Genomic DNA, 24,168 nt, shown 5'->3' on the forward strand with positions numbered 1-24,168 from the left:
TGGATCACGGTCCCCATTTTCTCACGACCCGGCGGTCGTGACCGGCGCCATTTTCCGCGCCGGTTCATCTCCGTGACGCGACCCACGCCAACACTGTGGACCGCGACAGCCTGCTGCATCCGCTCAGCGCGGCGGCAGCGGCGCAGCGGGCGGAACGACGCGGCTGCGCAGCGCACGGGTCATCGCCCAGACCAGCAGGACCAGGGCAAGCGCCTCGAACAGGTTGAGCGCGAAGTGGCAAGCGCCCAGCAGCTTGGACATCAGCTGCAGGTTTTCGTAGTTGCCCTGCTGCACCATCCACATCGGCACCAGGTTGAGCACCAGGCCGGCCAGCGTGGTCAGCGCCAGCAGGCCCAGCGCGCCCAGGGCAACGCTGCGGATCGCCCCGCGCGGGGTGTCCACCACCCAGACCACCGCGACCGCCAGCGCGATCATCACCGGCAGGCGCACGCCCACCATGGTCAGCATCGAGACCAGCAGGTCCATGTCCACCGGCTCAGTCCTCGCCGGCCAGCGGCGCCAGCCGGTTCCGCAGCTCGGTGTAGACCGCATCGGTCTGCGGGCGCACCGCGTGCCACTGCAGGAAGCTCTCGGCGGCCTGTTCGACCAGCATGCCCAGGCCATCGACGATGTTGCGGCATCCGGCCGAGCGCGCCCACGCGGTGAAGGCGATCGCGGCCTCGCCGTAGTTGAGGTCCACGGCGGTGGTCATGCTGTTGACGAGCGAGAGCGGCAGCTTGAATTCCGCGGTGCGGTCGCGGCCGGCCGAGGTGGCGTTGACGATCAACTCGAAATCGCCCAGCTCGCGGATGTCTTCCCAGTAGCGGGTGATCGCGCGGCCCGGCTCGCCCATCGCATCGATCAGCGCGTCGGCGCGCTCCGGAGTGCGGTTGACCACCACCAGCTCCAGGATGCCGGCATCCAGCAGCGCCGGGGCCACGCTGCGGGCCGAGCCGCCGGCGCCGATCAGCAGGGTGCGGCGGCCACGCAGGTCCAGGCCGTGGCGGTCGGTAAGGTCACGGACCAGGCCGATGCCATCGGTGGTGTCGCCATGCCAGCGGTCGCCCTTGCGCAGCAGCGTGTTGACCGCACCGGCGCGGCGCGCGCGCGAGGTCAGCGTGGTGCACAGTGCGAAGGCGGCTTCCTTGTGCGGCGCGGTGATGTTGGCGCCCACGCCGCCCTCGGCGGCGAAGGCCTCCAGCGCTGCCAGGAACTCGGCCGGCGACGCTTCGATCGCACGGTAGTCCAGCGCCAGGCCTTCCTGCCGGCCGAACGTGGCGTGGATGTGCGGCGACTGCGAATGCGCGATGGGCTGGCCGAATACGGCGTAACGGTCGGTCATGGGTTGTCCTGCTCCGGGCCTAGAATGGAACGCAAACCCCAACGGACGCGATGATGCGCATTCCATTGTCTCTGCTCGCGCTGAGCGCCAGTTTACTCTGCACGCCCGCCGCGATGGCGCTTTCCGAATTCGGCATCGAGGGCATGGGCGTGGTCTCGACCAAGGCCAACGAAGCCCAGGCCACGATCGCGCCGGACGGCCAGCGCATCGTGTGGGCCAGCGACCGCGCCGGTGGCCAGGGCGGCTGGGACCTCTGGCAGGCGGTGCTGCGCGACGGCCGCTGGCAGGACCCTGCCCCGCTCGCGCTCAACAGCGCCCGCGACGAGCGCGACCCCTACTTCAGCCACGATGGGCGCTGGCTGTACTTCGCCTCCAACCGCAGCGGCGGCCAGGGTGGATTCGACCTGTACCGCGCCCCGGTGGCCGCCGATGGCAGCGTCGGGCCCGCGCAGACCCTGCCGGGGGCGCTCAACACGCGCGCGGACGAACGGGCCCCCGCGCTGCGCCCGGACGGCCGCATGCTGCTGTTCTCGCGCAACGGCAAACACACCCAGGGCGGCTTCGATCTGTACCTGGCGCCCGTGCAGGGCGAGGGATTCGGCACCGCGCAGGCCCTGCCCGCCCCGCTCAACACGGCCGCCGACGAACTCGGGGCGGCCTGGCTGGATAACGAGGGTGCACTGGCGTTCACCCGGGCGAGCGACGGGCGCTCGCAGGTGTTGCTGGCGAGCTGCGATCACCGCCAGGCGGCGGTGCCATTGACGTTGTCGTTCAACACCGCCGACGGCCAGACCGGCGCGCCGGTGGTGGACGCGTCCAAGCCCACGGAGATGGTGCTGGCTGGCATGGCACGCGCACCGCGTGCCGGCGGGCTGGATCTGTACCGGATCAAGGCGCCGTCAGCGCCGCGGGGTATGGGCTGCGGTTGACGCTGCGGGGCCGCAAGGCAGCCACGCGTGGCGTGGCTCTACCCGTGGAGGCGGCGCCGCCCAGCGTCAATGGCCCTGCAGCAGCTCCGCGCGCAACTGCTCGTACTGCGCTTCGCTGATCTCGCCGTGGTCCTTGCGCTGGTTCAAGGCCGCCAGCTGCGCCTGCAATGCCGGCGACAGCTGCGCCTCACGGGCGATGCGGGCAGCGGCGGAGGGCTGCTCCGGCGCCTGCCGCGCGGCGCGGCGCACGCCACGGATCACCAGCCCGATGACCGCTGCGAAGGCCAGCACGCCGGCCGTCCAGGTCACCCACTGTAGCCATCCCATCGTCTGCATCATCGTCGTCCTGTATCGGGGTGGGCGCGTATTGTCAGCGCTCGCGCAGCCAACGCGCCACCTGCGGGGCGAAATAGGTCAGCACGCCATCGGCGCCGGCACGCTTGAAGCCGATCAGCGATTCCATCACACAGGCTCGTTCATCCAGCCAGCCATTGGCGAAGGCCGCCTTCATCATCGCGTACTCGCCACTGACCTGATACGCGAAGGTCGGCACGCCGAACTGCTGCTTCACCCGGCGCACCAGGTCCAGGTAGGGCATGCCCGGCTTGACCATGACCATGTCCGCACCTTCTTCCAGGTCCAGCGCGATCTCGCGCATGGCTTCATCGCCGTTGGCCGGGTCCATCTGGTAGGTCTTCTTGTCCGCCTTGCCGAGGCCGGCCGAGCTGCCCACCGCATCGCGGAACGGACCGTAGAACGCCGAGGCGTACTTGGCCGAGTAGGCCATGATGCGCACGTTGACGTGGCCGGCGGCATCCAGCGCGCGGCGGATCGCGCCGATGCGGCCGTCCATCATGTCCGACGGCGAAATGATGTCCACGCCCGCTTCGGCATGCGAGAGCGACTGCTTGACCAGCGCCTCGACCGTGATGTCGTTGAGCACGTAGCCGGCCTCATCGATGATGCCGTCCTGGCCGTGCGTGGTGTACGGATCCAGCGCGACATCGGTCATCACGCCCAGCTCGGGGAAGCGCGACTTGAGTGCACGCACGGCGCGCTGCGCCAGCCCGTTCCCGTCCCATGCCGCCGCCGCGTCCAGACTCTTGCCGGCCGGATCGATCACCGGGAACAGGTCGATCACCGGGATGCCCAGTTCCAGCGCCTCTTCGGCCACTTTGAGCAGCTCGTCGATCGAGAGCCGTTCCACGCCCGGCATCGAGGCGATCGGCGCGCGGCCGGCCAGCTCGTGCACGAACACCGGATAGATCAGGTCGTCGGTGGTCAGGGTGTTTTCGCGCATGAGGCGGCGCGAGAACTCGTCGTGACGCATGCGGCGGGGGCGATAGTCGGGGTGTGCCATGAGGTGCTCCGGAACGGAAGGCAGGAATTACTGCAGCAGGTACTGCCGCGGTTGCAGGGGCTCGGGCAGCGGCTGGACGCCCAGGCTGTCGAGCAGATCGATTTCGATGGTGCGCACCATCGCATCCAGCGGCAGGTCGTTGGATTCCAGCCCGAACGGCTCCTCCATTTCTTCACCAAGCTGGTCCAGGCCGAAGAATGCATACGCCAACACGGCCGACACCACCGGCGTGGCCCAGCCCAGCGAAGTGGCCAGGCCGAACGGCAGCAGCACGCAGAACAGCCACGCGCAGCGGTGCAGCAGCAGCGTGTAGGCGAACGGCAGCGGCGTGGTCAGGATGCGCTCGCAACCGGCCTGGATGCTGGAGAGCGCATGCAGGCGTGTTTCGAACTGGGTGTACAGGTAGGGATCGAGCTGACCGGCGCGCAGCGCCTGGGCCAGATCGGAGGCGATCATCGCCAGCAGTTGATCCGGCACATTGCGGCGCTGGCCGAAACGCACGCGGTCGGCCTCGGCCACCCACGGCAGCGCCGCCAACGCCACGTCGCGGCCGCGCAGGCGTGCGGCCAGGGCATGCGCGAAGCCGATGCACAGCCGGCACACGCGGTCACGCAGCGCCGCATCGTCGACCAGCACGGCCTGGCAAAGCCGCGCCAGGCTGCGCGATTCATAGATCAGCTGGCCCCACAGCTTGCGGCCTTCCCACCAACGCTCGAAACAGGCGTTGTTGCGGAAGCTGAGGAAGATCGACAGCACCAGGCCCAGCAGCGTGAACGGCGCTACCGAGACGCGCTCGATGCCCGGCGGGTGCCAAAGCTCGGCCAGGGCGGCGACGGCAATGGACAGCAGCAGGATCGCCACGACTTTCGGGGCCACCGCCGGAACGATGGAGCCGCGCAGGATGTAGAGCAGTTGCCAACCGCGGGGACGAGGACGAATGATCATCGGTGCAGGGAGAGCGCCCGGACGGGCGTGGACCGCCGGCGGAGCCGGATGCGGCAGCCGGTCATTCTACGCCGATGGTGCCGGGCGGCCGTGAGCTGCGACGGTCGGTCGCACCCGCATGGCTCAGATGATGCCGCCGCCCAGCCCGAGCCGGACGATGCCGACCACCACCACGATGCCGTTGAGCACCAGCCCGGTCCAGGCCCGGCCGCGCTTGCTGGCGTGGGTGAACAGGATGCCGATGGCGGCGATGACCGCGCCCACGGCGGCGAACGGGATCAGGAACCAGTTGCCCCAGCCCAGCAGCGGGATCAGGGCCACAATCATCCAGAGCAGCGCCACGATGCCCCACAACAGACTGATCAATCCCATGCCCGGCTCCTTGAGGTGAATGCGTGGCCCACCATAGCGGTTCCGGGCGCAGGCGCAAGCGGCAGCGAGACGCCGTTGGCGGGGGCCTCACCGCGGCGGTGCTAGGGTGCACTGGCAGGGGTTGGCACCGATTCAGTCGCCAGCGCCGATCATCCCAGCCATCACACACAGGGGTAACGCCATGAACATCCGATGCGCCGCATTGCTGGGCCTGGCGCTGCTCAGCGCTGGCTGTGCCAGCACCTCCAAGGTCATGCTCGGCCAGGCACGTGCGCCGGTCGATCCGGCCACGGTCCAGATCTACTCCACGCCGCCGGCCGGCTCACAGGAAATCGCCCAGCTCGAGTCGGCCAGTGCGGTCGGCTTCGGCACGCAGGGCCAGACCGATGCGGCCGTGATGCGGCTCAAGCGTGAAGCGGCCGCCCTCGGTGCCAATGGCGTGATCCTGATGGGCGTCGGCTCCAGCGGTTCGCCGGTGGGCATGTCCGTCGGTGCGGGCAGCTATGGCTCGCACGTGGGCGGTGGCGTCGGCATCGGCATTCCGACCACGCAGAAGCGCGCGGCCGGCGTGGCCATCTGGGTACCCAACCCGCCGCCGGCGCCGCGCTTGCCCACGCAGACGATCACGCCGCAGCGCTAACCGGCGCCGCGGTAGGCCACGACCGTGGGTCGTGGCGGCTGGGCCGGCGCACCGACCAACGGTCGGTGCCTAGCGGAAAACGCCCCGCGCCTACCGGAACCGTGTCAGCGCTTGGCCGCGCCTTTGTACTTCGGCACGAACACCTCGTTCACTGCCTTGGCCAGCTGGTCCGGCGGCAGCAGGCCCTGGTCCAGCAGGAAGTTGTTGAACGCCAGCCGGTCGAAGCGATCGCCCAGCGCCAGCTCGGTCTGCATGCGCAGCTCAAGGATGCGGGTGTAACCGTAGAAGTAGCTGCCGGCCTGGCCGGGCATGCGCACCATGTAGCGGTCCAGTTCCTGGGTGGCCATCGCCTTGGACAGGCCGACTTCGTCGATCAGCACGCGCTCGGCGTTGGCACGGTCGATCTGGCCCAGGTTGAGCATCGGGTCCAGCATCGCGCGCGCGGCACGCAGCAGGCGGAACTGCAGCGCGATCAGCTGCCCGTCCAGCGGCTCGTACGGCACCATCTCCGCTTCGGCATACAACGCCCAGCCTTCCACGTTGACCGAGTTGAAGGCGAACATGGTGCGCGCCAGCGAGATGCCGCGCTCCACCATCGCGGTGAACTGCAGCTCGTGGCCCGGGCGGCCTTCATGCGCGCTCAGCGTCCAGGCGGCTGAGCCGAAGTTGAAATCATCGTACTGCGCAGCCTTGTCGCCGGCCGCCGGGTTGCCCAGCGGCAGCACGAAGGTGCCCTGCTGGCCGGTGTTGCCGACCAGCGGCGCCGGCAGGAAATGCGGGGCCGGCGAGGCGGCGCTTTCGGCGGCCGAGCCCAGGCGCATCTGCATCGGGCGCTGCGGCACGTCGACGATCTTCTCGCGGCGGATGATCGGGTCGATCGCATCGATCACGCCACGGTAGTGGTGCTCCAGCTGGTCATCGGCAATCTTGTCGCCCTTGAGCGCACGCACCACCGCGACCGGATCGGTGGGGTCGGTGACCTTCAGGCCCTTGGCCTGCACCACCAGCGGTGCCAGCTGGCGCATCGCCGAGCGGGTCTCCATGAATTCCAGCTGGGCCCGCTGCATCAGCAGCGCCGGGGCGATGTCGATGCCCACGCGCTTGAGCTGGTAGGCATACAGCGGCTCGGGCAGGCGCGCGTCGGTGCGGGCCTTGGGCAGCACGTCACGGCGGGTCCAGTCGCGGTACTCGCGCAGCTGGCTGGCGATGGTCTGCAGCGCCTGCTCGGCACCGGCCACCTTGTACTTGCCGAACAGCTGCTCGATGCCGCTGATGTAGGTATCCACATTGGCCAGCGACTGCTCGACTTCGATCTTCGTCGGCTGCAGCAGGCTCTTGTCGCCCAGGCGCTCTTCGTAGCGCTGGCGCGACAGCGTGGTCACCGGCTGCGTGCCCGGGGCAAGCCCGGCGTAGGCCTTCAGGCGGTCCAGCGCCTTGGCGCGGCGCTCGGCGGGCACCTGGTCGGACAGCAGCAGGTTGAGTCCGCTGAACACGGTCTGCGGGGTATCGCTCCACGGCAGCAGGTACTTCTCGTTGAGTTCGCTGCCTTCGATGTTCTGGTCGGCGGCGGCGATCATGATCGCCAGGTCCTGGCGGACGTTGGGATCGCGCTCGGTGGCGAGCTTGGCCTGCAGTTCACTGCGCGCCTTGGCCATCGCCGCGCGATAGCGGGCGCCATTGTCCGGGCCGAAGTCGGCCACCTTGTCGTCGTAGCCCGGCACGCCGAAGAAGCCGGTTTCTTCCGGCTGGAACGGGCCCTGCGCATCCAGCAGGATCTGCGCCAGCTGATTGCTGCGGGTCACCCAGGCCGGCGAAGCGGCGGGCTTGGCGGCTGCCGGCGCGGCCAGGGCCGGGGAGCCGACAGCGCGGCGGGAACGGACAGCGCAAGCGCGACAGCGAGGACAAGCGGCTTCATGCAGGAACTCCAGGGCAGGATGCCTGCGACCCTACGCACTTGGCGGGTCCGGGGCAATTGGCCGGAGGTCATGCGCCACTCAGATCTGCAAGGCCTCCGGTGCCGGCGGGCAGTCCCCCTTCGCCCGGCACTCTTCGAGCGCGCAACTGTCCGCGGCTTCGAGGTCGTCCAGGGCGGCCAGATCGATCGCCTCCTTGCCGTCGGTCACCACGTACAGCATCGGGTAGTCCCAGTGCTCGCCAGCGCGCTTGGCATTGAGGAAGATGCGGCCGTTGCCCTGCGGGCCGGACACCGCGATCACGAACTGGCTCTGCCCGTTGGAATGCATCGAGCCGGCGGGCAGGTAGCCATCGCGCAGCGGCTCACCCAGGGCCGCCACCAGTTCGATGTTGCAGCGCGCCCGGCGCATGGCTTCCTGGTAGGGCGTGCTGGACTTGCTCCAGTACGCCCACTGGGACAGCGCGAACCCTACCGCGCCCGCTGCCGCCGCCATACCGACCACCACCGCCAGCGGCATCGCCCAGCGCCAGTGGCGACGCCACCAGCCGGTGGGTACGGTCGAACCAGGAAGCGCGGGCGGCAATGTCATCGGCAAACTCCTTGTCAGGCCGGTGGCGGAAACGCGGCATCAGGGCGCCAGGCAACGCCCCAGGAAATCTTCGGCCAGGCGGTAGCGGTGCAGCGCATTGCTGCCCGACAGGCCGTGCTTGGCGCCGGGGTAGGTCATCAGTTCGAACGGCTGGCCGCGCTTCTGCAGGGCGCTCATCAACACCGTGGAATTGGTGAACAGCACGTTGTCATCGGCCATGCCGTGGATCAGCAGCAGGCGCGAGCGCAGGCCGTCGATGTGCGCCAGCACGCGCGCTTCTTCGTAGCCCTTCGGGTTGTTGCCCGGCAGGTTCATGTAGCGCTCGGTGTAGTGGGTGTCATACAGACCCCAGTCGGTCACCGGTGCACCGGCCACGCCGCAGGCGTAGCTGTCGGACGCCTTGGCCAGCAGCATCAGGGTCATGTAACCGCCGTTGGACCAGCCCTGCACGCCGATGCGCGCCGGGTCGACCCAGGCCTGCTGCTTCAGCCAGGCCACGCCGCGCAGCTGGTCGGCCACTTCCACCGTGCCCTGCACGCCATACAGCGCGCCACCGAAATCACGGCCGCGACGCGGGGTGCCACGGTTGTCCAGCGAGAACACCACGTAACCCTGCTGGGCCAGGTACTGGTTGAACAGGTGATCGCCACGGCCGGGCCAGCTGTTGGTGACCGTCTGCGAGGCCGGGCCGCCGTAGACGTACACCACCACCGGGTAGCGCTTGGCCGGATCGAAATCGGTCGGCTTGATCAGGCTGTAGTGCAGTTCGGTCCTGCCATCGGCGGCGGTCAGGGTGCCGAACTCGACCGGGCGCTGCGCATCGAGATAGCGCGCGTACGGATGCGCCGGGTCGTCAAGATTGTTCTCGACCAGGGTCGCGATCTTCTCGCCGTTGGCACGGTGCAGCGCGATCTGCGGCGGCGTGGTGGTGTTGGACCAGCTGTCCACGTAGACGCTGGCGTTGCGCGCGAAGCTGGCGGTGTGCATGCCCGGCGCCTGCGAGAGGCGCTGCGGCGTGCCACCCTGCAGCGACACGGCATACAGCTGGCTTTCGCGCGGGCTGTCCATGCCGGCGCGGAAGTAGACCTTGCCGGCGTCTTCGTCCACGGCGAGCAGTTCGTCCACCGGCCAGGTGCCGGCGGTCAGCGCGGTGACGGTCTTGCCGTCGTCGGAGATGCGGTACAGGTGCTCGAAGCCACTGCGCTCGGACGACCACACAAAACCGCCCTGCTTGAGGAAGCGCAGGCTGTTGTGCAGCGGCACCCAGGTCGGCGAGGTCTCGGTCACCAGCGTGCGCTGCTGGCCGCTGGCCAGCTCGGTCTGGACCAGTTCGAGCGTCTTCTGGTCGCGCGACTGGCGCTGGAAGGTCAGGTGTTTCGGGTCGCGCCAATCGACGCGGGCCAGATAGATGTCGGGGCTGCGGCCCAGGTCGATCCAGCGCGGCGCGGCGTTCCGGCGCGGCGCGATCACCGCCAGTTTGACGGTGACGTTGTGGTCGCCGGCGGCCGGGTAGCGCTGCTCGATCATCTCGGTGCGGTCGGCATACATCTCGTAGCGTTTCTGCACCGGCACCGGGGATTCATCGATGCGGGCGAAGGCGATCGCCGAGTCGTCCGGCGCCCACCAGTAGCCGGTATGGCGGTCCATTTCCTCATCGGCCACGAACTCGGCCACGCCGTTGCCGATGGTGTCGCTGCCATCGCCGGTGAGCTGGATCTGCTGGCCGCTGGCCAGGTCGATGACCCACAGGTTGCGAGCGCGCACGAAGCTGACGAAGCCGCCCTTCGGCGAGAGCTTGGCATCGGTGGCGAAGCCTTCGCCGTGGGTGAGCTGGCGCACCGCGGCCTTGCCCTGCTTGCTCAGGTCGTACAGGTACAGCTCGCCGCCGAGCGGGAACAGCAGGGTGCGTGCATCCGGCGACCACTGGTAATCGACGATGCCGGTCATCGCGGCGATGCGCTGGCGCTCGCGGCGGGCCTTCTCGGCATCGCTCAGGGTCTCTTCGCCCGGCAGCACCACCTTGGAATCGACCAGCAGATGGGTCTGCCCACTGGCGATGTCATACGCCCACAGGTCCAGCTGGTTGCGGTCCGCATCCTTGCCGCGCAGGAAGCTGACCTGCGAGCCGTCCGGGGCCACCTTGGGCTTCATCAGGGTCGGGCCGGACAACGGCAGCGGGCCGGTGATGGCATCCAGGGTCAGTTTTTCAGCGTGGGCGATCGAGGTCGAGGCGAGCATCAGGGCGAGCGAAGCAAACAGGTGGCGCATGAAGGATTCCGGCAGCGTCTGGGCAGTCCCCGGCCGCTGGCGCGGCACGGGGAACGCCTCATCCTAACCAAAACCGTCTTGATCGTGCCGAGGCTGGCGGACGTCCGGCCGCGCGCGCCGCTGCGTGGAGCCGGCCAGCGGCCGGCACTACCGGGCAGGTGAGCATCCGTTCAGCGCTGGCCGAACAGGTGTCTGCGCTCTTCTTCGCTGAGTGGCTTGCCGGCCTGCGGGTTCACCTTCTCGCGCAGGGCGTAGGCCCGCTGGGTGGCCGGGCGCGCAGCGATCGCGTCATGCCAGCGCTTGAGGTTCGGGAAGGCGCTGAAATCGACCGGTAGCTTGTCGTAGGCCCCGATCCAGGGGTAGCTGGCCATGTCGGCGATGCTGTACGCCTCACCGCCGAGATAGGCGGTCTGCGCCAGGCGCTTGTCCATCACGCCGTGCAGGCGGCGCACTTCGTTGTCGTAGCGCTCGATCGCATAGGGAATCTTTTCGGGCGCGTAGACGTTGAAATGGCCCATCTGGCCGCTCATCGGGCCAAGCCCGGCCATCTGCCAGAACAGCCATTCCAGCACCGCCACCCGGCCGCGGCTGTCGGCGGGCAGGAAGCGGCCGGTCTTCTCGGCCAGGTAAAGCAGGATCGCGCCGGACTCGAACACGCTCTGCGGGGCGCCGCCGTCGGTGGGCTGGTGGTCGACCAGCGCTGGCATCTTGTTGTTGGGCGAAATCGCCAGGAAGTCGGGCGTGAACTGGTCCCCGGCGCCGATGTTCACCGGCTGGATCCGGTATGGCAGGCCGGTCTCCTCCAGCATCAGCGTGACTTTGTGGCCATTCGGGGTGGGCCAGTAGTACAGGTCGATCATGGCGACGGCTCGCGGATTGGGAATACCGAGTCTAGTCCGTCATTCGGCTTGGCAGGGTCAAGCCGGACCGTTACGCTGCGCCGTCCCCGCAACGCAGCATCCCAGCATGAGCTCGACCCAGACTCCCATCAGTCCCCTGTCCTCCCTGATCTTCGCCTCGCGCTGGCTGCAGCTGCCGCTGTACCTGGGCCTGATCCTGGCCCAATGCGTTTATGTGTTCCTGTTCGGCAAGGAGTTGTGGCACCTGCTGCACAAGGCCAACACCATGGGCGAGCAGGAAATCATGCTGCTGGTGCTGGGCCTGATCGACGTGGTGATGATCTCCAACCTGCTGGTGATGGTGATCGTGGGCGGCTATGAGACCTTCGTATCGCGCCTGCGCCTGGAAAACCACCCCGACCAGCCGGAATGGCTGAGCCACGTCAATGCGAGCGTGCTGAAGGTGAAGCTGGCGCTGTCGATCATCGGCATCTCCTCGATCCACCTGCTGAAGACGTTCATTGCGGCGGGCAATCTGGATGGGCTGCCATCGTGCAACAGCCCGGAGTACATCCTGGCGGTGCAGACGGCGATCAGCAGCATCGGCCCGAGCGCTGCAGCGGCCTTCAAGTGCTCGGCCATGACCTCGACCGGGGTGATGTGGCAGACCATCATCCACTGCGCCTTCATCCTCTCGGCGATCGGCATCGCCTACACCGACAAGCTGATGAACGGCACGCCGAGCAAGGCGCTGTCGCACTGACGCTTGCCCGGCAGCGGCGGCATCGGTGAGGATGCCCCCTGCCCTGACCGCCTGGCCCCCGGGCCGGGCGGGGTGATGCTAGATTGCACACCTGCGGGTCCGCCATGGACGTCGGGAAACGTCCATGGCCTTCGGTCGGCCTGACCGCATCAGGCCCTACGTATCGTCGTCTTCAAAGGGGAGTTGGATGTCGCACGTCAAGACTCATGGCCCGGCGCGCCTGTTCGCGCCGATGATCCTGCTGGTCGCCCTGTCCGCCTGCTCGGGCAAGGACGACACCGCACCGGCCGCGCCTGCGGCACCCGCCACCCCCACTGCTGCGCCGGCCGCACCGGCGGTCTCGGCCAAGGTCCAGTCGCTGGGTACCGAGGAACTGCGTGAGCTGGCCAGCAAGGCCCTGCGCGAGAACCGCATGTACGCCCCGGCCGGCGACAACGCCATCGAGTACTACCTGGCGCTGCGCGACAAGACCCCGGATGACGCCTCGGTCAAAAGCGCGCTGACCGATCTGCTGCCCTATACCCTGATCGCCGCCGAGCAGAACCTGGGCCGCGAGGATTTCGCCGAAACCCAGCGCCTGGTTGCGCTGATCGAAAAGGTCGACCCGGCCGCCCCCGCACTGCCGCGCCTGAAACAAGGCATCAGCGGCAGCATGCAGACTGCGCTCAAGCGCACCCAGGAAGAGACCGACAAGGTCAAGAAAGACGCCGAGACCCGCGCCAAGCAGCTGGTTGAACAGCAGCGCCTGGCGCAGCAGCAGAGCACCGAAGCCGAGGCCGCGCGGCAGATCGCCGCGCAGCAGGAAGCCGCGCGCCGCGACACCGACCGCCAGGATGCCGAGCGTCAGGCCACCGCCCGCCGCGAGGCCGAACAACGCCAGCAGCAGGCCGCCGCCCAGCAGGCCGCGGCCACCCGCCAGGCCGCCGCGGCGCCGAGCCTGCGCCCGGTCAGCACCCCGGCCCCCCGTTACCCGGCCGACGCGCTGCGTTCGGGCACCTCCGGCGAAGTGCTGGTCGAGCTCACCGTCGGCACCGACGGTTCGGTGACCGCCGCCCGCGTGCTGCGCGCCACCCCGGCGCGCGTGTTCGACCGCGAAGCGCTCAACGCCGTCAAGCGTTGGAAGTTCGAGCCGGTCGGCGCCCCGGTCACCACGCGCCGCACGCTTGCCTTCGCACCGGAAGGCGGTTGATCGCAGCGTAAGGTGGGAGGACGAAAGGCCCGGAGTGATCCGGGCCTTTTTGCTTTACACCGCGCGCAGTATTGCCTTTCGCTCATGGCTCACGACATGTTGTTCAGAGAGGCTGTCAGCAATGCCTCTTAACGGCGTGAACAATCTGTAGCAGCATGTCCTCGCATGGACATCGCTGTTCTTGAAAAAGCCGGGGCCATACACGCCGCGGCAGCCCACAGGCCACCCACGTGAGTCACTTGGCCCGGCGCCTTGAGCTGCTGAAGATCCCTTCGGTGCGGCGCGTGGTGCTGAGCTGCCTGCTTGCCAACATCGGCGCAGGCATGATCCTGCTTGCCATGTCCTGGACGGTCGTGGGTCAACAGGCCTCGGTGTCCGCACTGGCATGGCTGATGACCTGCTACTGGATTCCCTCGCTCATCTTCGCACCGGCCATTGGTGCATGGGTGGATCGATACGATCGGCGGTACGTGGTCATGATCACCAAGGCCGTGCGGATCGTGGTGCTGCTGGTGGCCGCAGTCATTTATGCACGCTACCCCGGTGTACCCGCGCTGCTTGTGCTCGGTTTCTGCATGGGGACCTGCGCCGCGCTGTATACACCGGCGCTGCTGGCGATGGTGCGCGACCTCGTGCCTGCCAAGCATCTGTTGGACGCCAATGCAGCGGTGGATGTGGCCTTCGAAATCGGCTTCATCATCGGCATGCCGGTCAGCGGAGCGCTGCTGATGCTGGCGCCGCTTCCCGTGGTACTGGTGGTGACTGCGGGCCTCTTCGGATTGGCGTTGATGTGCCTGATCGGCGTCAGGCTGGGCGATGACGCCGGGATCAGCCCGACCCGTGACGTGACGCGGCACGCCGCATTTGTGCAGGGGCTGCGCTATCTCCTCAGCCATCGTCGCCTGCTGCTCATGTACAGCGTGCAGGCGCTGATGTACGTCACATTGATGACGACGAGTATTCTGCTGGCCCCCTTCGCCAAGGTGGTCCTGAATCTCAGCGCCGGCGAGTTTGGTGCCATCGAAGCGGCACTGTCCCTGGGCGTTGTGGTGGGCGCGTCGATTCTTCCGGCCTCGGCGCAACGTTGGGGCTACGGTCCGGCACTGGTCATGGCCACGTTGGCGATGACCATCTGTTCTGCGCTGTTCGCGATGGCGGAGTCCTTCGCCAGTGCCCTGCTCCTGTACTTCCTCATCGGGGGTGGACTGGCCACCTGGCCGGTGGTGACGACGGCTGCCCAGGAGCTGACCGACCCCGCCATGCAGGGGCGTGTTCAAGCAGCCGGAAATGCCGCCTCCAGCGTGTTGATCCTGGCGACCTATCTTCTGCTGGGTGCGGCAGCGCCGTACATCTCCATCCGCTGGAGCTACGTCTCGGTCATGGCGTTCTCCGCCACGGCCTGCCTGATTACCTGGTGGATCTATTTTGTCCCGCCGGATCGAGCGGAACGTCCTGACCCCTGAGCGGAGCCCCGCACTCCTCTTCGTGCAGGGAAGCGGTTCATCGCGGCATGACGTTGGATGAACCGCTATTCGACCGCCCCTCAGGGAGCATTGCGTTCATCTCCCGGAGTGCCCTTCCCTACCGCGCCCCGAGCTCGTCGGTCGCGAGGCAGAACGCCTTTCGGCGTCCTGCCCGCCTGCCGTCAACCCGAAATCGCCAACCGTTCCTGATGGTAGCGCCGCACCGCGGCATACCAGAACAGCGCCGCCAGACCGAAGCCCGCGCCCAGATACACCGCCCACATCTGCGCGCTGATCGTTTCGTGGCGGATGATCTTGAGCAGCATCTGGTTCTGCGCCAGGAACGGCACCGCGAACTGCCACAGCTCACTCTTGATCGGGTACACCATCAGCGCGTAACCGGGCAGCATCGGTAGCAGCATCAGCCAGGTCATGTGGCTCTGGGCTTCTTTCATGCTCTTGGCCGCCGCCGACAGGAAGGTCAGCAGCGAGGTGCCGATGAACAGCATCGGCAGCATGATCAGCAGCATCTGCAGCATCGGCAGGAAGCCCATGTTGAGCTGCCGGCCTACCCCGCCGGAGGATAGCTGCGCGCTGATCTTGAAGGCCGCCAGGGTCAGCAGCAGCGATGCGACACCCACGGCGCAGGCCGCGGCGATCTTGCCGCTGACGATCGCGCTGCGCGGTGCGGGGGTGGCGAGCAGCGGCTCCAGCGATTGCCGCTCACGTTCGCCGGCCGTGGTATCCATCACCAGGTAGGCACCGCCCAGGAACGAGGTGATGGTGAGCAGGATCGGCAACAGCACCGAGAGCATCATCCCGCGCTTGGCTTCGGCGGTCGCCAGGTCCTGCGCGGCGACGTCCAGCGGGCGCGCTACCTGTGCATCGATCCCGCGCGCCAGCAGGCGCAGGGCACCGACCTGCTGGCTGTAGCCACCCAAGGCCGCTTCCAGACGGCTGCTGGGAATATCGGCAGCGCGGCGGGTGCTGTCCTTGATGATCTCCACCAGCGCCGGGCGGCCGTCGGCCCAGTCCTTGCCGAAGTCCGGGCTGATGCGCAGCGCCACATCAATGCGCTGGCTTCGGATCGCTTCGGTGAGGTCCTTCGGTGCCTCGGTCGCATTGAGACCCTGCGATGCCAGGAAACGCACCAGATTGGGGGCATGCTCGCCGCCGATCATCGGAATCTCCAGCGGCTGCTCGATCTGCGTCTTGACCCGGCTTTCGGCCAGTTTGCTCATGCCCAGGATCAGCACCGGATACAGGAGTGGCCCCAGCAGCAGGGTCAGCGCGAGGGTGCGGCGGTCGCGGGAGAGATCGCGCAGTTCCTTGCGCATCACGGTCAACAGCGTGGCGAACGAACTCATGCGTGCAATCCTTCTTCGGTACCGATCGCCTTGACGAAGGCATCTTCCAGGTTGCTTTCCCCGGTCTGTGCGCGCAGCTCATCGGCGCTGCCGGCGGCCATCACCGTGCCCTGCGCGATGATCACCACGTGGTCACACAGTGCGGCCACCTCCTGCATGATGTGGCTGGAGAAGATCACGCAGCGCCCCTCGTCGCGCAGCCCGCGCAGGAAGCCGCGCAGCGCGCGCGTGGTCATCACGTCCAGCCCGTTGGTGGGCTCATCCAGGATCACGTTGCGCGGGTCGTGCACCAGGGCGCGGGCGATCGCGGTCTTGGTGCGCTGGCCCTGCGAGAACCCTTCGGTCTGGCGGTCGAGGATGTCCTCCATCTCCAGCGCCGTGGACAACACCTTGGTGCGCTCGCGGATCCGCGCGGCACTCAGGCCGTGCAGCTGGCCGAAGTAGGCGATGTTCTCGCGCGCGGTCAGGCGCTTGTAGACCCCACGGGCATCGGGCAGCACCGCCAACTGGCGGCGCACGGCGATCGGGTCCACCGCCGCGTCGATGCCATCCACCAGCACGCGGCCCTGGTCGGGCTTCATCAGCGTGTACAGCATGCGCATGGTGGTGGTCTTGCCGGCACCGTTCGGCCCGAGCAGGCCGGTGATGCGGCCGTCTTCGGCCCGGAAGCCGACGTTCTGGACGGCGTGGATCAGGCCGGTCTTGGTCTTGAACGCTTTATGCAGGTTCTCGGCGACGATCATGCGCGCACCTCCCCGGTGCGGTGGGAGGAACGGTTCATGGGGCCCATCCGTTGAACGAGGTGAACGCCGGCACCGGGCTGAGGGTGTCCAGGCAGGTGGCATCGAGCGACTTGGCATCGGCGGTGTCGATGAACTGGCCAAGGATGCGCGGCATGCAGCCGGCGTTGATCGTGCCGTGGCCCTGGCCCTTGGCCAGCAGGTGTCGCCCGTTCGGCAGCTGCTTGACGACCTGCTCGGCATAGCGCGGCGGCGTGACCGGATCGAACTGGCCCGACAGCAGCAGCACCGGCAGCGACGAAGCGAACGGCGTGGTGAAATCCTTCGGCCGCGAACCGGCGTTCCACGCCGGGCACGCCGCGAAGAACATGCGCGCCACTTCCGGGCCCAGCACGCGGTCGCCCTGCGCACTTTCCTGATAGCGGTCGGCATCCTCGGCACACAGCACCGACCACTGCATGCCACGGTTCATCTGCACGCCCAGCGTACGGCTGGCCATCTTGCTCAGCGACATCAGCGGCGCATAGCGGCCCTGCGCGGCTTCATCGAGCATTACCGGCAGCAGCGAGGACAGCTCGGGCATATACGAGAACATGAAGGCCAGTCCGGTCACCGAATCGGCGGTCAATACATCGCGTTCGGCCTGGCCGGTGCCCGGATTGCGGTACTCGACCTCGACCGGTGCCTTGGCCAGCGTGGCCATGACGTTGCGCAGCTGGGTGCGGGTATCGACCGGGAAGCGCTGGGCGCAGATCGGATCCTGGCGGCACTGTGCCGACTGCAGGGTGATCGCATCTTCGAAGGTGTTGGCGAAATCGCCGCCGACCACCAGGTCGTTCGGCACCACGCCATCGATCACGACGGTGCGGGTGTGCTGCGGATAATGCGCGGCGTACTGCTGTGCCACACGCGTACCGTAGGAGCCGCCGATCACGTTGACCTTGTCCACGCCCAGCGCCTTGCGCACCGTATCCAGGTCGCCGATGGCCTCGGTGGTGGTGTAGAACCGGGTGTCGGCGCGGCCGGTCAACGACTGCGCGCAGCGACGGGCATAGTCTTCGATCAGGCCCGCGCTCGGCGCGGCGTTCTCGTCCAGCGGCAGCTCCTTGCCCTGCGCATCCAGGCAGGTGAGCGGATTGGATTTGCCGGTGCCGCGCTGATCGATCAGGAAGATGTCGCGCTGCTTGCGCACATCGCGCAGCGCCATGTTCACCGGTGCGGCGACCTCGGTCGCGGCCTGGCCGGGGCCACCGGCGAGGAAGAACACCGGGTCGGCCTTGCCGGCGCCGTCATTGCCGGCCTCCAGCCAGGCGATGTTCAAGCCGATTCTGCGACCGTCGGGTTCGGCCGGATTTTCCGGCACCTGCAGCGTGGCGCACTGTGCCTCCACGTTCGCGCTGGCCTGCGCGCTGGTCAGGGTGCAGGGCTGGAACGCGAGCGTGCCGTACAGGCGTTGAGCGGCGCCGGCGCCGGATGCATCGTCCGGTACAGGCGCACAGCCGGCACACAGGGCGGCGACCAGCGCACCGGCCAGCCTCAGGTGGTGTGTAGACATCTTCCGTACTTCCCCTTGTTGAAGATCATGCCACCACGACGCGTGGGCGTGGCCGATGTGACCCAACTTACACGGCTGGCCCCGTGCCGGGGAAGGCGGCGGCGTCGCCGTACACCTCACTGCACCGTCAAGGCCACCGCGCTCATGGTGCGGTCGCGGCCGTCGGCCTTGGCCCGGTACAGCGCGGCATCGGCTTCACCGAGCAGGCGCGCCATGTCGCCTGTGCCCTGATCGATCGCCAGGCCGATGCTCGCCGTCACCGGCACCGGCACGCCGTCGAGCCGCGCGGGCGACTCACGCAGCGCCTGGCGCAGGCGATCGGCGCACTGCCGCGCCTGGGCCTGATCGGCCCCCGGCAGCAGCAGGACGAACTCTTCCCCGCCATAGCGGCCCAGCAGGTGCTCGCGATCGGCGACGCAGGTGCTCAGTACGTCGGCGACATGCCGCAGCACCGCATCGCCGGCCAGGTGTCCCCAGCGGTCGTTGATCTGCTTGAAGTGATCCACGTCCAGCAGCAGAAACGCCAGGGGTCGCCCGGGGCGGCGGTTGAGCTCCAGCAGGCTGGCACCGTCGGCCAGCACCGCCCCGCGGTTCAGCAGGCCGGTCAGTACGTCGGTGCGTGCCAATCGCTGCAGGTCCACCAGCATCCGTTCCACCAGCAGCAGCACCAGCGCGAAGCACCGCGCCAGCTCCAGGATCAGCCCGACCAGGTAGGTGGCAAAGACCGGCGCACCCGCGCGCAGGAGGTCGTCACCCGCATCCGGGGCCACCGGCAGGAACAGGCGGACCAGGTACAGCAGGGTCTGCGCGGCGAACACCACCGCCGCCAGCCGGCAGCTGGTGCGCTGCGCCGGCGGTGCGTGGCGCAGCAGCAGCCAGGTCATCCATCCGTTGAGCAGGACCGCGAACACGCTGAACACGTGCAGCCGGATGACCAGGCTGGGATGGACCACCAGGAAGAATGCGATCGCGCCAAGATAGGTGGCCGCCAATGCCACCGGCTGCCACGCCGGCAGCCGACGGCCAAGATGACGCGCCACGCCGTACAGCATCAGTACGCCGGACAGTGCGACCGCGACGTTGCCGGACAGGATTCCGGCTACATGGGGCAGGTACGGCCGCAGCGCGACCAGGGTCAGGCTGACCGAGAGCATCCACAGGCTGGCCGTCCACAACCGCAGCGCCGGCTGCCGGCGCAGCACCAGCAGCAGCAATGAAAAACCCATGGCGATGCCCAGGCACAGCAGGAAGCCGAGCACGGCAATAGTGGGGAAATCCAGGGGCATCGAGTCAGCCAGGCGGAAGCGGCGCGCGGCGCATCTTACCGCCCGCCACGCTGCAGCGCTGCCTGGTCCGGGACCGGGCAGCGGCGCCTGCCTGCCGCGCACCGGCCAGCGGCGCGCCGGAAAGCGGGGTTACTTGCTGCTGACGTACTTCTCGCGCCGCACCTGCGGGGTCGGCAGGCCGGCCTCTTTCAGCGCCTCGAAGGTGGCATCGACCATGTCCGGGTTGCCGCACAGGTAGGCGATGTCGGTGGCCGCGCTCGGGGCGAACTCGGCCAGGTGCTGCTGCACGTAGCCGTGGCGCACGTCCGGATGCGGGTTTTCCGGCAGCTCGCGGGACAGGCACGGCACGTAGCGGAAACCCGGGTGGGCGGCCGCGAAGGCATAGAAGTCCTCGCTGTAGAGCAGTTCGGCCGGCGTGCGGGCACCCTGCAGCAGGACCACCTCCACGCCACGCTCGGCCATGGCGGTGGCCAGCAGCGGCAGCATCGAGCGGTACGGGGTGACCCCGGTGCCGGTGGCGATCAGCAGGTAGCGGGCGTTGTGGTCGCCCGGCTGCAGGCAGAACCGGCCGAACGGACCGCTGGCGCTGACGTGGCCGCCGATGTCCAGGCCCTCGAAGAGGGAGGTGGCGGCGCCGCCAGGGACGAAGCTGACCGCGATATCGACCGCATCGCCCGCGCCGAGGGCGTGATCATGAATGGTCGCCAGCGAATAGCTGCGCTTGGTAGCGGTGCCGTCGGCGTACTCGAAATGGACCTGGATGAACTGACCGGGCTGGAAATCCAGCGGCTGGCCGTCATCACGCAGGAACTGGTAATGGCCGACGGTCGGGGCCAGCATGCGCCGGTCGACCAGTTTGAGGGGGAATTGAGCAGGCACGACTTTTCGGGACAGTGTGTAGCCGGGGCAAGCCCTCGGGGTCTTCTATAATAGCCGCTCCCCGCCCCTATCCAGCGCCAGCCCATAGGCGCGAAGGCAAGAGCTTGGCTTCCCAGAACACTCCCGCGCCCACCGCCGTGCCCGCCCTGCGGGTGCGTGACCTCCGCAAAACCTATGACAACGGCACCCAGGCGCTGAAGGGCGTCTCGCTGGACGTGGCCCCGGGCGACTTCTTCGCCCTGCTGGGCCCCAACGGCGCCGGCAAGTCGACCCTGATCGGCATCATCAGCTCGCTGGTGAACCTCAGCGAAGGCCAGGTCGAGGTCTTCGGCAGCGACCTGGTGCGCCACCGCAGCGCCACCATGCGCCTGATCGGCCTGGTCCCCCAGGAAATCAACTTCAACCTGTTCGAAAAACCCTTCGACATCCTGGTCAATTACGCCGGCTTCTATGGCGTGGCCCGTGCCGAGGCCGAGAAGATGGCCGAAGAGGAGCTCAAGCGCGCCCACCTGTGGGACAAGGCGCAGGTGATGAGCCGCACCCTGTCCGGGGGCATGAAGCGCCGCCTGATGATCGCCCGCGCGATGATGACCCGCCCGCGGCTGCTGATCCTGGATGAGCCGACCGCCGGCGTGGACATCGAGATCCGCCGCGACATGTGGCGCGTGCTCAAGGAGATCAACGCGGCCGGCACCACGATCATCCTGACCACGCATTACCTGGAAGAAGCCGAGCACCTGTGCCGGAACCTGGCCATCATCAACCACGGCCAGATCGTCACCCAGGGCCCGATGCGCGAACTGCTGGCCAAGCTGGACGTGGAGGGCTTCCTGTTCGACATCGACGGCAGCCTGCCGGCCCAGCTGCCGGAGATCGACGGCGCGATCCTGATCGCCACCGACAGCCACACGCTGGACGTGGACATGCCGCGCGCGATGGACCTCAACCGCGTGTTTGACGCCTTGAACGCCGCCGGTATCCGCGTGCGCTCGATGCGCACCAAGAGCAACCGCCTGGAGGAGCTGTTCGTGCGCCTCACCGGCAACCAGGAGAACGTGGCATGAGCAGCATCCCGACCCCGGTCCTGACCGACGGCCAGCGCAACCGCATCGCCCTGATGACCATCGTGCGCCGCGAAGTGGCGCGCATCCTGCGCATCTGGGGCCAGACCCTGGTGCCGCCGGCGATCACCATGACCCTGTACTTCCTGATCTTCGGCGGCCTGATCGGCTCGCGCGTGGGTGAGATGGGGGGTTACAGCTACATGCAGTTCATCGTGCCGGGCCTGGTGATGATGAGCGTGATCCAGAACAGTTACGGCAACATCAGCTCCTCGTTCTTCGGCGCCAAGTTCGGCCGCCACGTGGAAGAGCTGCTGGTCAGCCCGATGCCCAACTGGGTGATCCTGTGGGGCTATGTGTCCGGTGCGGTGCTGCGCGGCCTGATGGTCGGCGTGATCGTGCTGATCATCGCCATGTTCTTCACCCCGGTGCGCATCCCGCATCCGCTGGTGACGCTGACCACGGTGCTGCTGGGCGCGACGATCTTCTCGCTGGCCGGCTTCATCAACGCGGTGTACGCCAAGAAGTTCGATGACGTGGCGATCGTGCCGACCTTCATCCTGACCCCGCTGACCTACCTGGGCGGCGTGTTCTATTCGGTGAAGCTGCTGCCGACCTGGGCCGAAGCGGCCACCCACGCCAACCCGATCTTCTACATGGTCAACGCCTTCCGTTACGGCCTGCTGGGCACCAGCGACGTGCCGCTGTGGGTGGCCTACGCGCTGATGATCGGCTTCGTGGTCGCCCTGACCGCGCTGGCGCTGTGGCTGCTGAAGCGTGGCGTGGGGATGCGCAGCTGATGCGCATCCTGATCCTCGGTGCCGGCGGGACCGGCGGTTACTTCGGTGGTCGCCTGGCCCAGGCCGGCGTGGACGTGACCTTCCTGGTGCGCCCGGCGCGCGCGGCGCAGCTTGCGCGCGAGGGCCTGGTGCTGCGCAGTCCGCTGGGCGATGCGTCGTTCCCGGTCCAGCACGTCACCGCCGAGGCGCTGCCTGCGCTGGCGAGCGCTGAACCCTTCGACCTGGTGATCCTGAGTTGCAAGGCCTACGACCTGGCCAGTTCGATCGAGGCGATCGCCCCGGCGGTCGGCCCGCGCACCACGGTGCTGCCGATCCTCAACGGACTGCGCCATTACGCTGATCTCGACGCGCGCTTCGGCCGCGACGCGGTGCTGGGTGGGCTGTGCTTCATCAGCGCGACCAAGGCCGCCGATGGCGCGGTGGTGCATCTGGCGCCGGCGGCCAAGCTGACCTTCGGCGAGCGCGACGGCACCGGCAGCAGCGCGCGCGTGCTGGCGCTGGCGGCGGCCTGCGTGCAGGCGGGCGTGGACCACGTCGCCACCGATGCGATCGGGCAGGAGCAGTGGATCAAGTACACCTTCCTGACCACGCTGGCGGCGGCGACCTGCCTGATGCGCGCCGATGTCGGCACGATCGTGGCCACCGATGACGGTGCGGCGATCGTGCGGGGCCTGTACGAGGAGTGCCTGGCGGTGGCCGAGGCGGCCGGCGAGCCGATCCCGGCCAAGGCGCAGGAGATCGCACTGGCCGCGACCACCCAGTCCGGCTCGGCGTTGAAGGCGTCGATGCTGCGCGATCTGGAGGCCGGCCAACAGGTCGAGGCCGAGCATATCGTCGGCGACATGCTGGTACGGGCACGGGCGGCCGGCCAGGCCGCACCGCTGCTGGCCGTGGCCTATGCGCACCTGCAGGCCTACCAGCAGCAGCGCAGCGCCTGAGCGCCATGCCTGCCGCGCTGCCGTCCCACGTGCTGGTGCTGGGCCTGGGCTATAGCGGGCGGCATCTGGCCGCGCTGCTGCACTCGAACGGGGTGGCCTGCAGCGGCACCGTACGCGATCCCGCCAGTGCGCCGGCGGATGGGCTGCTCCGCCACCGTCTGGTTGCAGGCGAACCGATCAGCGCGGGCCTGCGCGAGGCGATCCGCACGGCCGAGGCCATCGTCTGCTCCGTGCCACCGGATGCAGACGGCGACCCGGCCTTGCGCCTGCTCATCGATGCGCTGGGCGACAGCCCTGCACTGCGCTGGGTCGGCTATCTCTCCTCCACCGCGGTCTACGCCGACCGCGATGGCGGTTGGGTCAACGAGACGTCTGCCGCCGATGCGACCGATGAGACCGCCCTGAAGCGCCTGCGCGCGGAACAGCAGTGGCAAGCGTTCGCGCACGCGCGTGGCAGTGCGTCGGCGGTGTTCCGGCTGCCGGGCCTGTATGGGCGCGGACGCAATGCGTTGGTGCAGTTGGCGCAAGGCAAGGCGAAGCAGGTGGTGCGGCCGGGGCTGGTCTTCAACCGGCTGCACGTGGTGGACCTGGCCAGCGGCGTGCTCGCGGCGATGCAGCGGCCTGCTGGCGCTGCGCTCCATCTGCTGAGCGATGACGAACCGGCGCCGCCACAGGACGTGGTGGCCTACGCCGCGGCGCTGAGTGGACTGCCGCTGCCCGTCGTGCAGGCGTGGCACGCACCCGAGGTGGCCGCCTCACTGCGCCGCTTCTACACCAGCAACAAGCGCATCGATGGCCGCGCCACGCGCGCGGCACTGCAGTGGCAGCCACGGTTCACGACCTATCGCGAAGGGCTGGACGACGCGTGGGCCCACGGCGACGGACGCCCTGCCCTGCGGTAGTCCATGACCGTCGGTCGTGGGTCGTT

At 68.2% G+C, this 24,168-nt stretch carries 23 protein-coding genes and 1 pseudogene; 9 read left to right on the plus strand and 15 right to left on the minus strand.

Going from position 1 to position 24,168, the window contains the following annotated elements; translation table 11 throughout:
• Window positions 1–123: 123 nt before the first annotated feature.
• A complete protein-coding gene (locus BIZ42_RS08565) occupies window positions 124–486 on the minus strand; it encodes a hypothetical protein (RefSeq protein WP_070426173.1) in 363 nt (120 codons plus the stop codon).
• Window positions 487–496: 10 nt separating this feature from the next.
• Window positions 497–1,342, minus strand: coding sequence for a shikimate dehydrogenase (gene aroE, locus BIZ42_RS08570; protein WP_019185437.1), 846 nt, complete (start codon window positions 1,340–1,342; stop codon window positions 497–499).
• Window positions 1,343–1,395: 53 nt separating this feature from the next.
• On the opposite strand from aroE, the gene BIZ42_RS08575 reads away from it, so the two are divergent.
• On the plus strand, window positions 1,396–2,271 hold the full coding sequence (locus tag BIZ42_RS08575; RefSeq protein WP_070427486.1) for a PD40 domain-containing protein: 876 nt from the start codon (window positions 1,396–1,398) through the stop codon (window positions 2,269–2,271).
• A gap of 66 nt (window positions 2,272–2,337) precedes the next feature.
• Here BIZ42_RS08575 and BIZ42_RS08580 read toward each other — a convergent pair whose 3' ends face one another.
• The 4 genes from BIZ42_RS08580 to BIZ42_RS08595 all read right to left on the minus strand — a co-directional run bounded on the left by BIZ42_RS08580 (window position 2,338) and on the right by BIZ42_RS08595 (window position 4,948).
• Window positions 2,338–2,607, minus strand: a complete 270-nt coding sequence (locus BIZ42_RS08580; RefSeq protein ID WP_235318897.1) for an SHOCT domain-containing protein — start codon at window positions 2,605–2,607, stop codon at window positions 2,338–2,340.
• A 34-nt stretch (window positions 2,608–2,641) separates the two neighbouring features.
• Window positions 2,642–3,631, minus strand: coding sequence for a porphobilinogen synthase (hemB, locus tag BIZ42_RS08585; RefSeq protein WP_070426174.1), 990 nt, complete (start codon window positions 3,629–3,631; stop codon window positions 2,642–2,644).
• 27 nt (window positions 3,632–3,658) lie between these two features.
• Window positions 3,659–4,576, minus strand: a complete 918-nt coding sequence (locus BIZ42_RS08590) for a bestrophin family protein (protein WP_070426175.1) — start codon at window positions 4,574–4,576, stop codon at window positions 3,659–3,661.
• 123 nt (window positions 4,577–4,699) lie between these two features.
• Window positions 4,700–4,948 (minus strand): hypothetical protein, encoded by a 249-nt coding sequence (locus tag BIZ42_RS08595; protein ID WP_019185442.1) that lies wholly within the window; start codon window positions 4,946–4,948, stop codon window positions 4,700–4,702.
• A gap of 181 nt (window positions 4,949–5,129) precedes the next feature.
• Between BIZ42_RS08595 and BIZ42_RS08600 the strand changes: the two genes are divergently transcribed.
• A complete protein-coding gene (locus BIZ42_RS08600) occupies window positions 5,130–5,588 on the plus strand; it encodes a hypothetical protein (RefSeq protein WP_019185443.1) in 459 nt (152 codons plus the stop codon).
• A gap of 104 nt (window positions 5,589–5,692) precedes the next feature.
• On the opposite strand, the pseudogene BIZ42_RS08605 reads toward BIZ42_RS08600, so the two are convergent.
• From BIZ42_RS08605 to BIZ42_RS08620, 4 genes and pseudogenes are all read right to left on the minus strand, one after another.
• Window positions 5,693–7,503 (minus strand): annotated as a pseudogene (locus tag BIZ42_RS08605) (DUF885 domain-containing protein).
• A 79-nt stretch (window positions 7,504–7,582) separates the two neighbouring features.
• Complete coding sequence (locus BIZ42_RS08610; RefSeq protein ID WP_046273032.1) at window positions 7,583–8,092, minus strand: cytochrome c oxidase assembly factor Coa1 family protein; 510 nt, start codon at window positions 8,090–8,092, stop codon at window positions 7,583–7,585.
• A 39-nt stretch (window positions 8,093–8,131) separates the two neighbouring features.
• The gene (locus tag BIZ42_RS08615; RefSeq protein ID WP_070426176.1) at window positions 8,132–10,360 is read right to left on the minus strand and encodes a S9 family peptidase; all 2,229 of its coding nucleotides are present in this window, start codon (window positions 10,358–10,360) and stop codon (window positions 8,132–8,134) included.
• Window positions 10,361–10,530: 170 nt separating this feature from the next.
• A complete protein-coding gene (locus BIZ42_RS08620) occupies window positions 10,531–11,220 on the minus strand; it encodes a glutathione binding-like protein (RefSeq protein ID WP_070426177.1) in 690 nt (229 codons plus the stop codon).
• Window positions 11,221–11,326: 106 nt separating this feature from the next.
• On the opposite strand from BIZ42_RS08620, the gene BIZ42_RS08625 reads away from it, so the two are divergent.
• The 3 genes from BIZ42_RS08625 (at window position 11,327) to BIZ42_RS08635 (ending at window position 14,614) form a co-directional block, all read left to right on the plus strand.
• Window positions 11,327–11,962 carry a TIGR00645 family protein gene (locus BIZ42_RS08625; protein ID WP_070426178.1) on the plus strand — a complete coding sequence of 212 codons (636 nt, stop codon included), beginning with the start codon at window positions 11,327–11,329 and terminating at the stop codon, window positions 11,960–11,962.
• A 187-nt stretch (window positions 11,963–12,149) separates the two neighbouring features.
• Complete coding sequence (locus BIZ42_RS08630; RefSeq protein ID WP_019185449.1) at window positions 12,150–13,151, plus strand: energy transducer TonB; 1,002 nt, start codon at window positions 12,150–12,152, stop codon at window positions 13,149–13,151.
• Between the two features lie 230 nt (window positions 13,152–13,381).
• The gene (locus tag BIZ42_RS08635; protein ID WP_083279822.1) at window positions 13,382–14,614 is read left to right on the plus strand and encodes an MFS transporter; all 1,233 of its coding nucleotides are present in this window, start codon (window positions 13,382–13,384) and stop codon (window positions 14,612–14,614) included.
• A 182-nt stretch (window positions 14,615–14,796) separates the two neighbouring features.
• On the opposite strand, the gene BIZ42_RS08640 is transcribed toward BIZ42_RS08635, so the two are convergent.
• The 5 genes from BIZ42_RS08640 to BIZ42_RS08660 form a co-directional block, all read right to left on the minus strand.
• Window positions 14,797–15,981, minus strand: coding sequence for an ABC transporter permease (locus tag BIZ42_RS08640; RefSeq protein ID WP_019185451.1), 1,185 nt, complete (start codon window positions 15,979–15,981; stop codon window positions 14,797–14,799).
• Window positions 15,978–16,724, minus strand: coding sequence for an ATP-binding cassette domain-containing protein (locus tag BIZ42_RS08645; RefSeq protein ID WP_070426180.1), 747 nt, complete (start codon window positions 16,722–16,724; stop codon window positions 15,978–15,980). Before BIZ42_RS08645 ends, BIZ42_RS08640 begins: the two co-directional genes overlap by 4 nt.
• Before the next feature lie 34 nt (window positions 16,725–16,758).
• Complete coding sequence (locus BIZ42_RS08650) at window positions 16,759–18,276, minus strand: alpha/beta hydrolase (protein WP_070426181.1); 1,518 nt, start codon at window positions 18,274–18,276, stop codon at window positions 16,759–16,761.
• Window positions 18,277–18,392: 116 nt separating this feature from the next.
• Entirely contained in the window at window positions 18,393–19,562 is a 1,170-nt protein-coding gene (locus tag BIZ42_RS08655) for a GGDEF domain-containing protein (protein WP_070426182.1), read from the minus strand.
• A 129-nt stretch (window positions 19,563–19,691) separates the two neighbouring features.
• Window positions 19,692–20,441, minus strand: a complete 750-nt coding sequence (locus BIZ42_RS08660; RefSeq protein ID WP_083279823.1) for a ferredoxin--NADP reductase — start codon at window positions 20,439–20,441, stop codon at window positions 19,692–19,694.
• Between the two features lie 104 nt (window positions 20,442–20,545).
• On the opposite strand from BIZ42_RS08660, the gene BIZ42_RS08665 reads away from it, so the two are divergent.
• From BIZ42_RS08665 to BIZ42_RS08680, 4 genes are read left to right on the plus strand one after another with little or no spacing between them, the layout of a single operon-like run.
• Window positions 20,546–21,505: an ABC transporter ATP-binding protein gene (locus BIZ42_RS08665; protein ID WP_070426184.1), complete on the plus strand. Its 960-nt coding sequence runs from the start codon at window positions 20,546–20,548 to the stop codon at window positions 21,503–21,505.
• Window positions 21,502–22,302 carry an ABC transporter permease gene (locus BIZ42_RS08670; protein WP_070426185.1) on the plus strand — a complete coding sequence of 267 codons (801 nt, stop codon included), beginning with the start codon at window positions 21,502–21,504 and terminating at the stop codon, window positions 22,300–22,302. Before BIZ42_RS08665 ends, BIZ42_RS08670 begins: the two co-directional genes overlap by 4 nt.
• Window positions 22,302–23,240, plus strand: coding sequence for a 2-dehydropantoate 2-reductase (gene panE / locus BIZ42_RS08675; protein ID WP_070427487.1), 939 nt, complete (start codon window positions 22,302–22,304; stop codon window positions 23,238–23,240). The genes BIZ42_RS08670 and panE overlap by 1 nt, the downstream gene beginning before the upstream one ends.
• Before the next feature lie 5 nt (window positions 23,241–23,245).
• The gene (locus BIZ42_RS08680) at window positions 23,246–24,142 is read left to right on the plus strand and encodes an epimerase (RefSeq protein ID WP_070426186.1); all 897 of its coding nucleotides are present in this window, start codon (window positions 23,246–23,248) and stop codon (window positions 24,140–24,142) included.
• The last annotated feature ends 26 nt before the right edge of the window (window positions 24,143–24,168 follow it).

It is taken from the genome of Stenotrophomonas sp. LM091, from assembly GCF_001806305.1.
GTDB lineage: Bacteria > Pseudomonadota > Gammaproteobacteria > Xanthomonadales > Xanthomonadaceae > Stenotrophomonas > Stenotrophomonas bentonitica_A.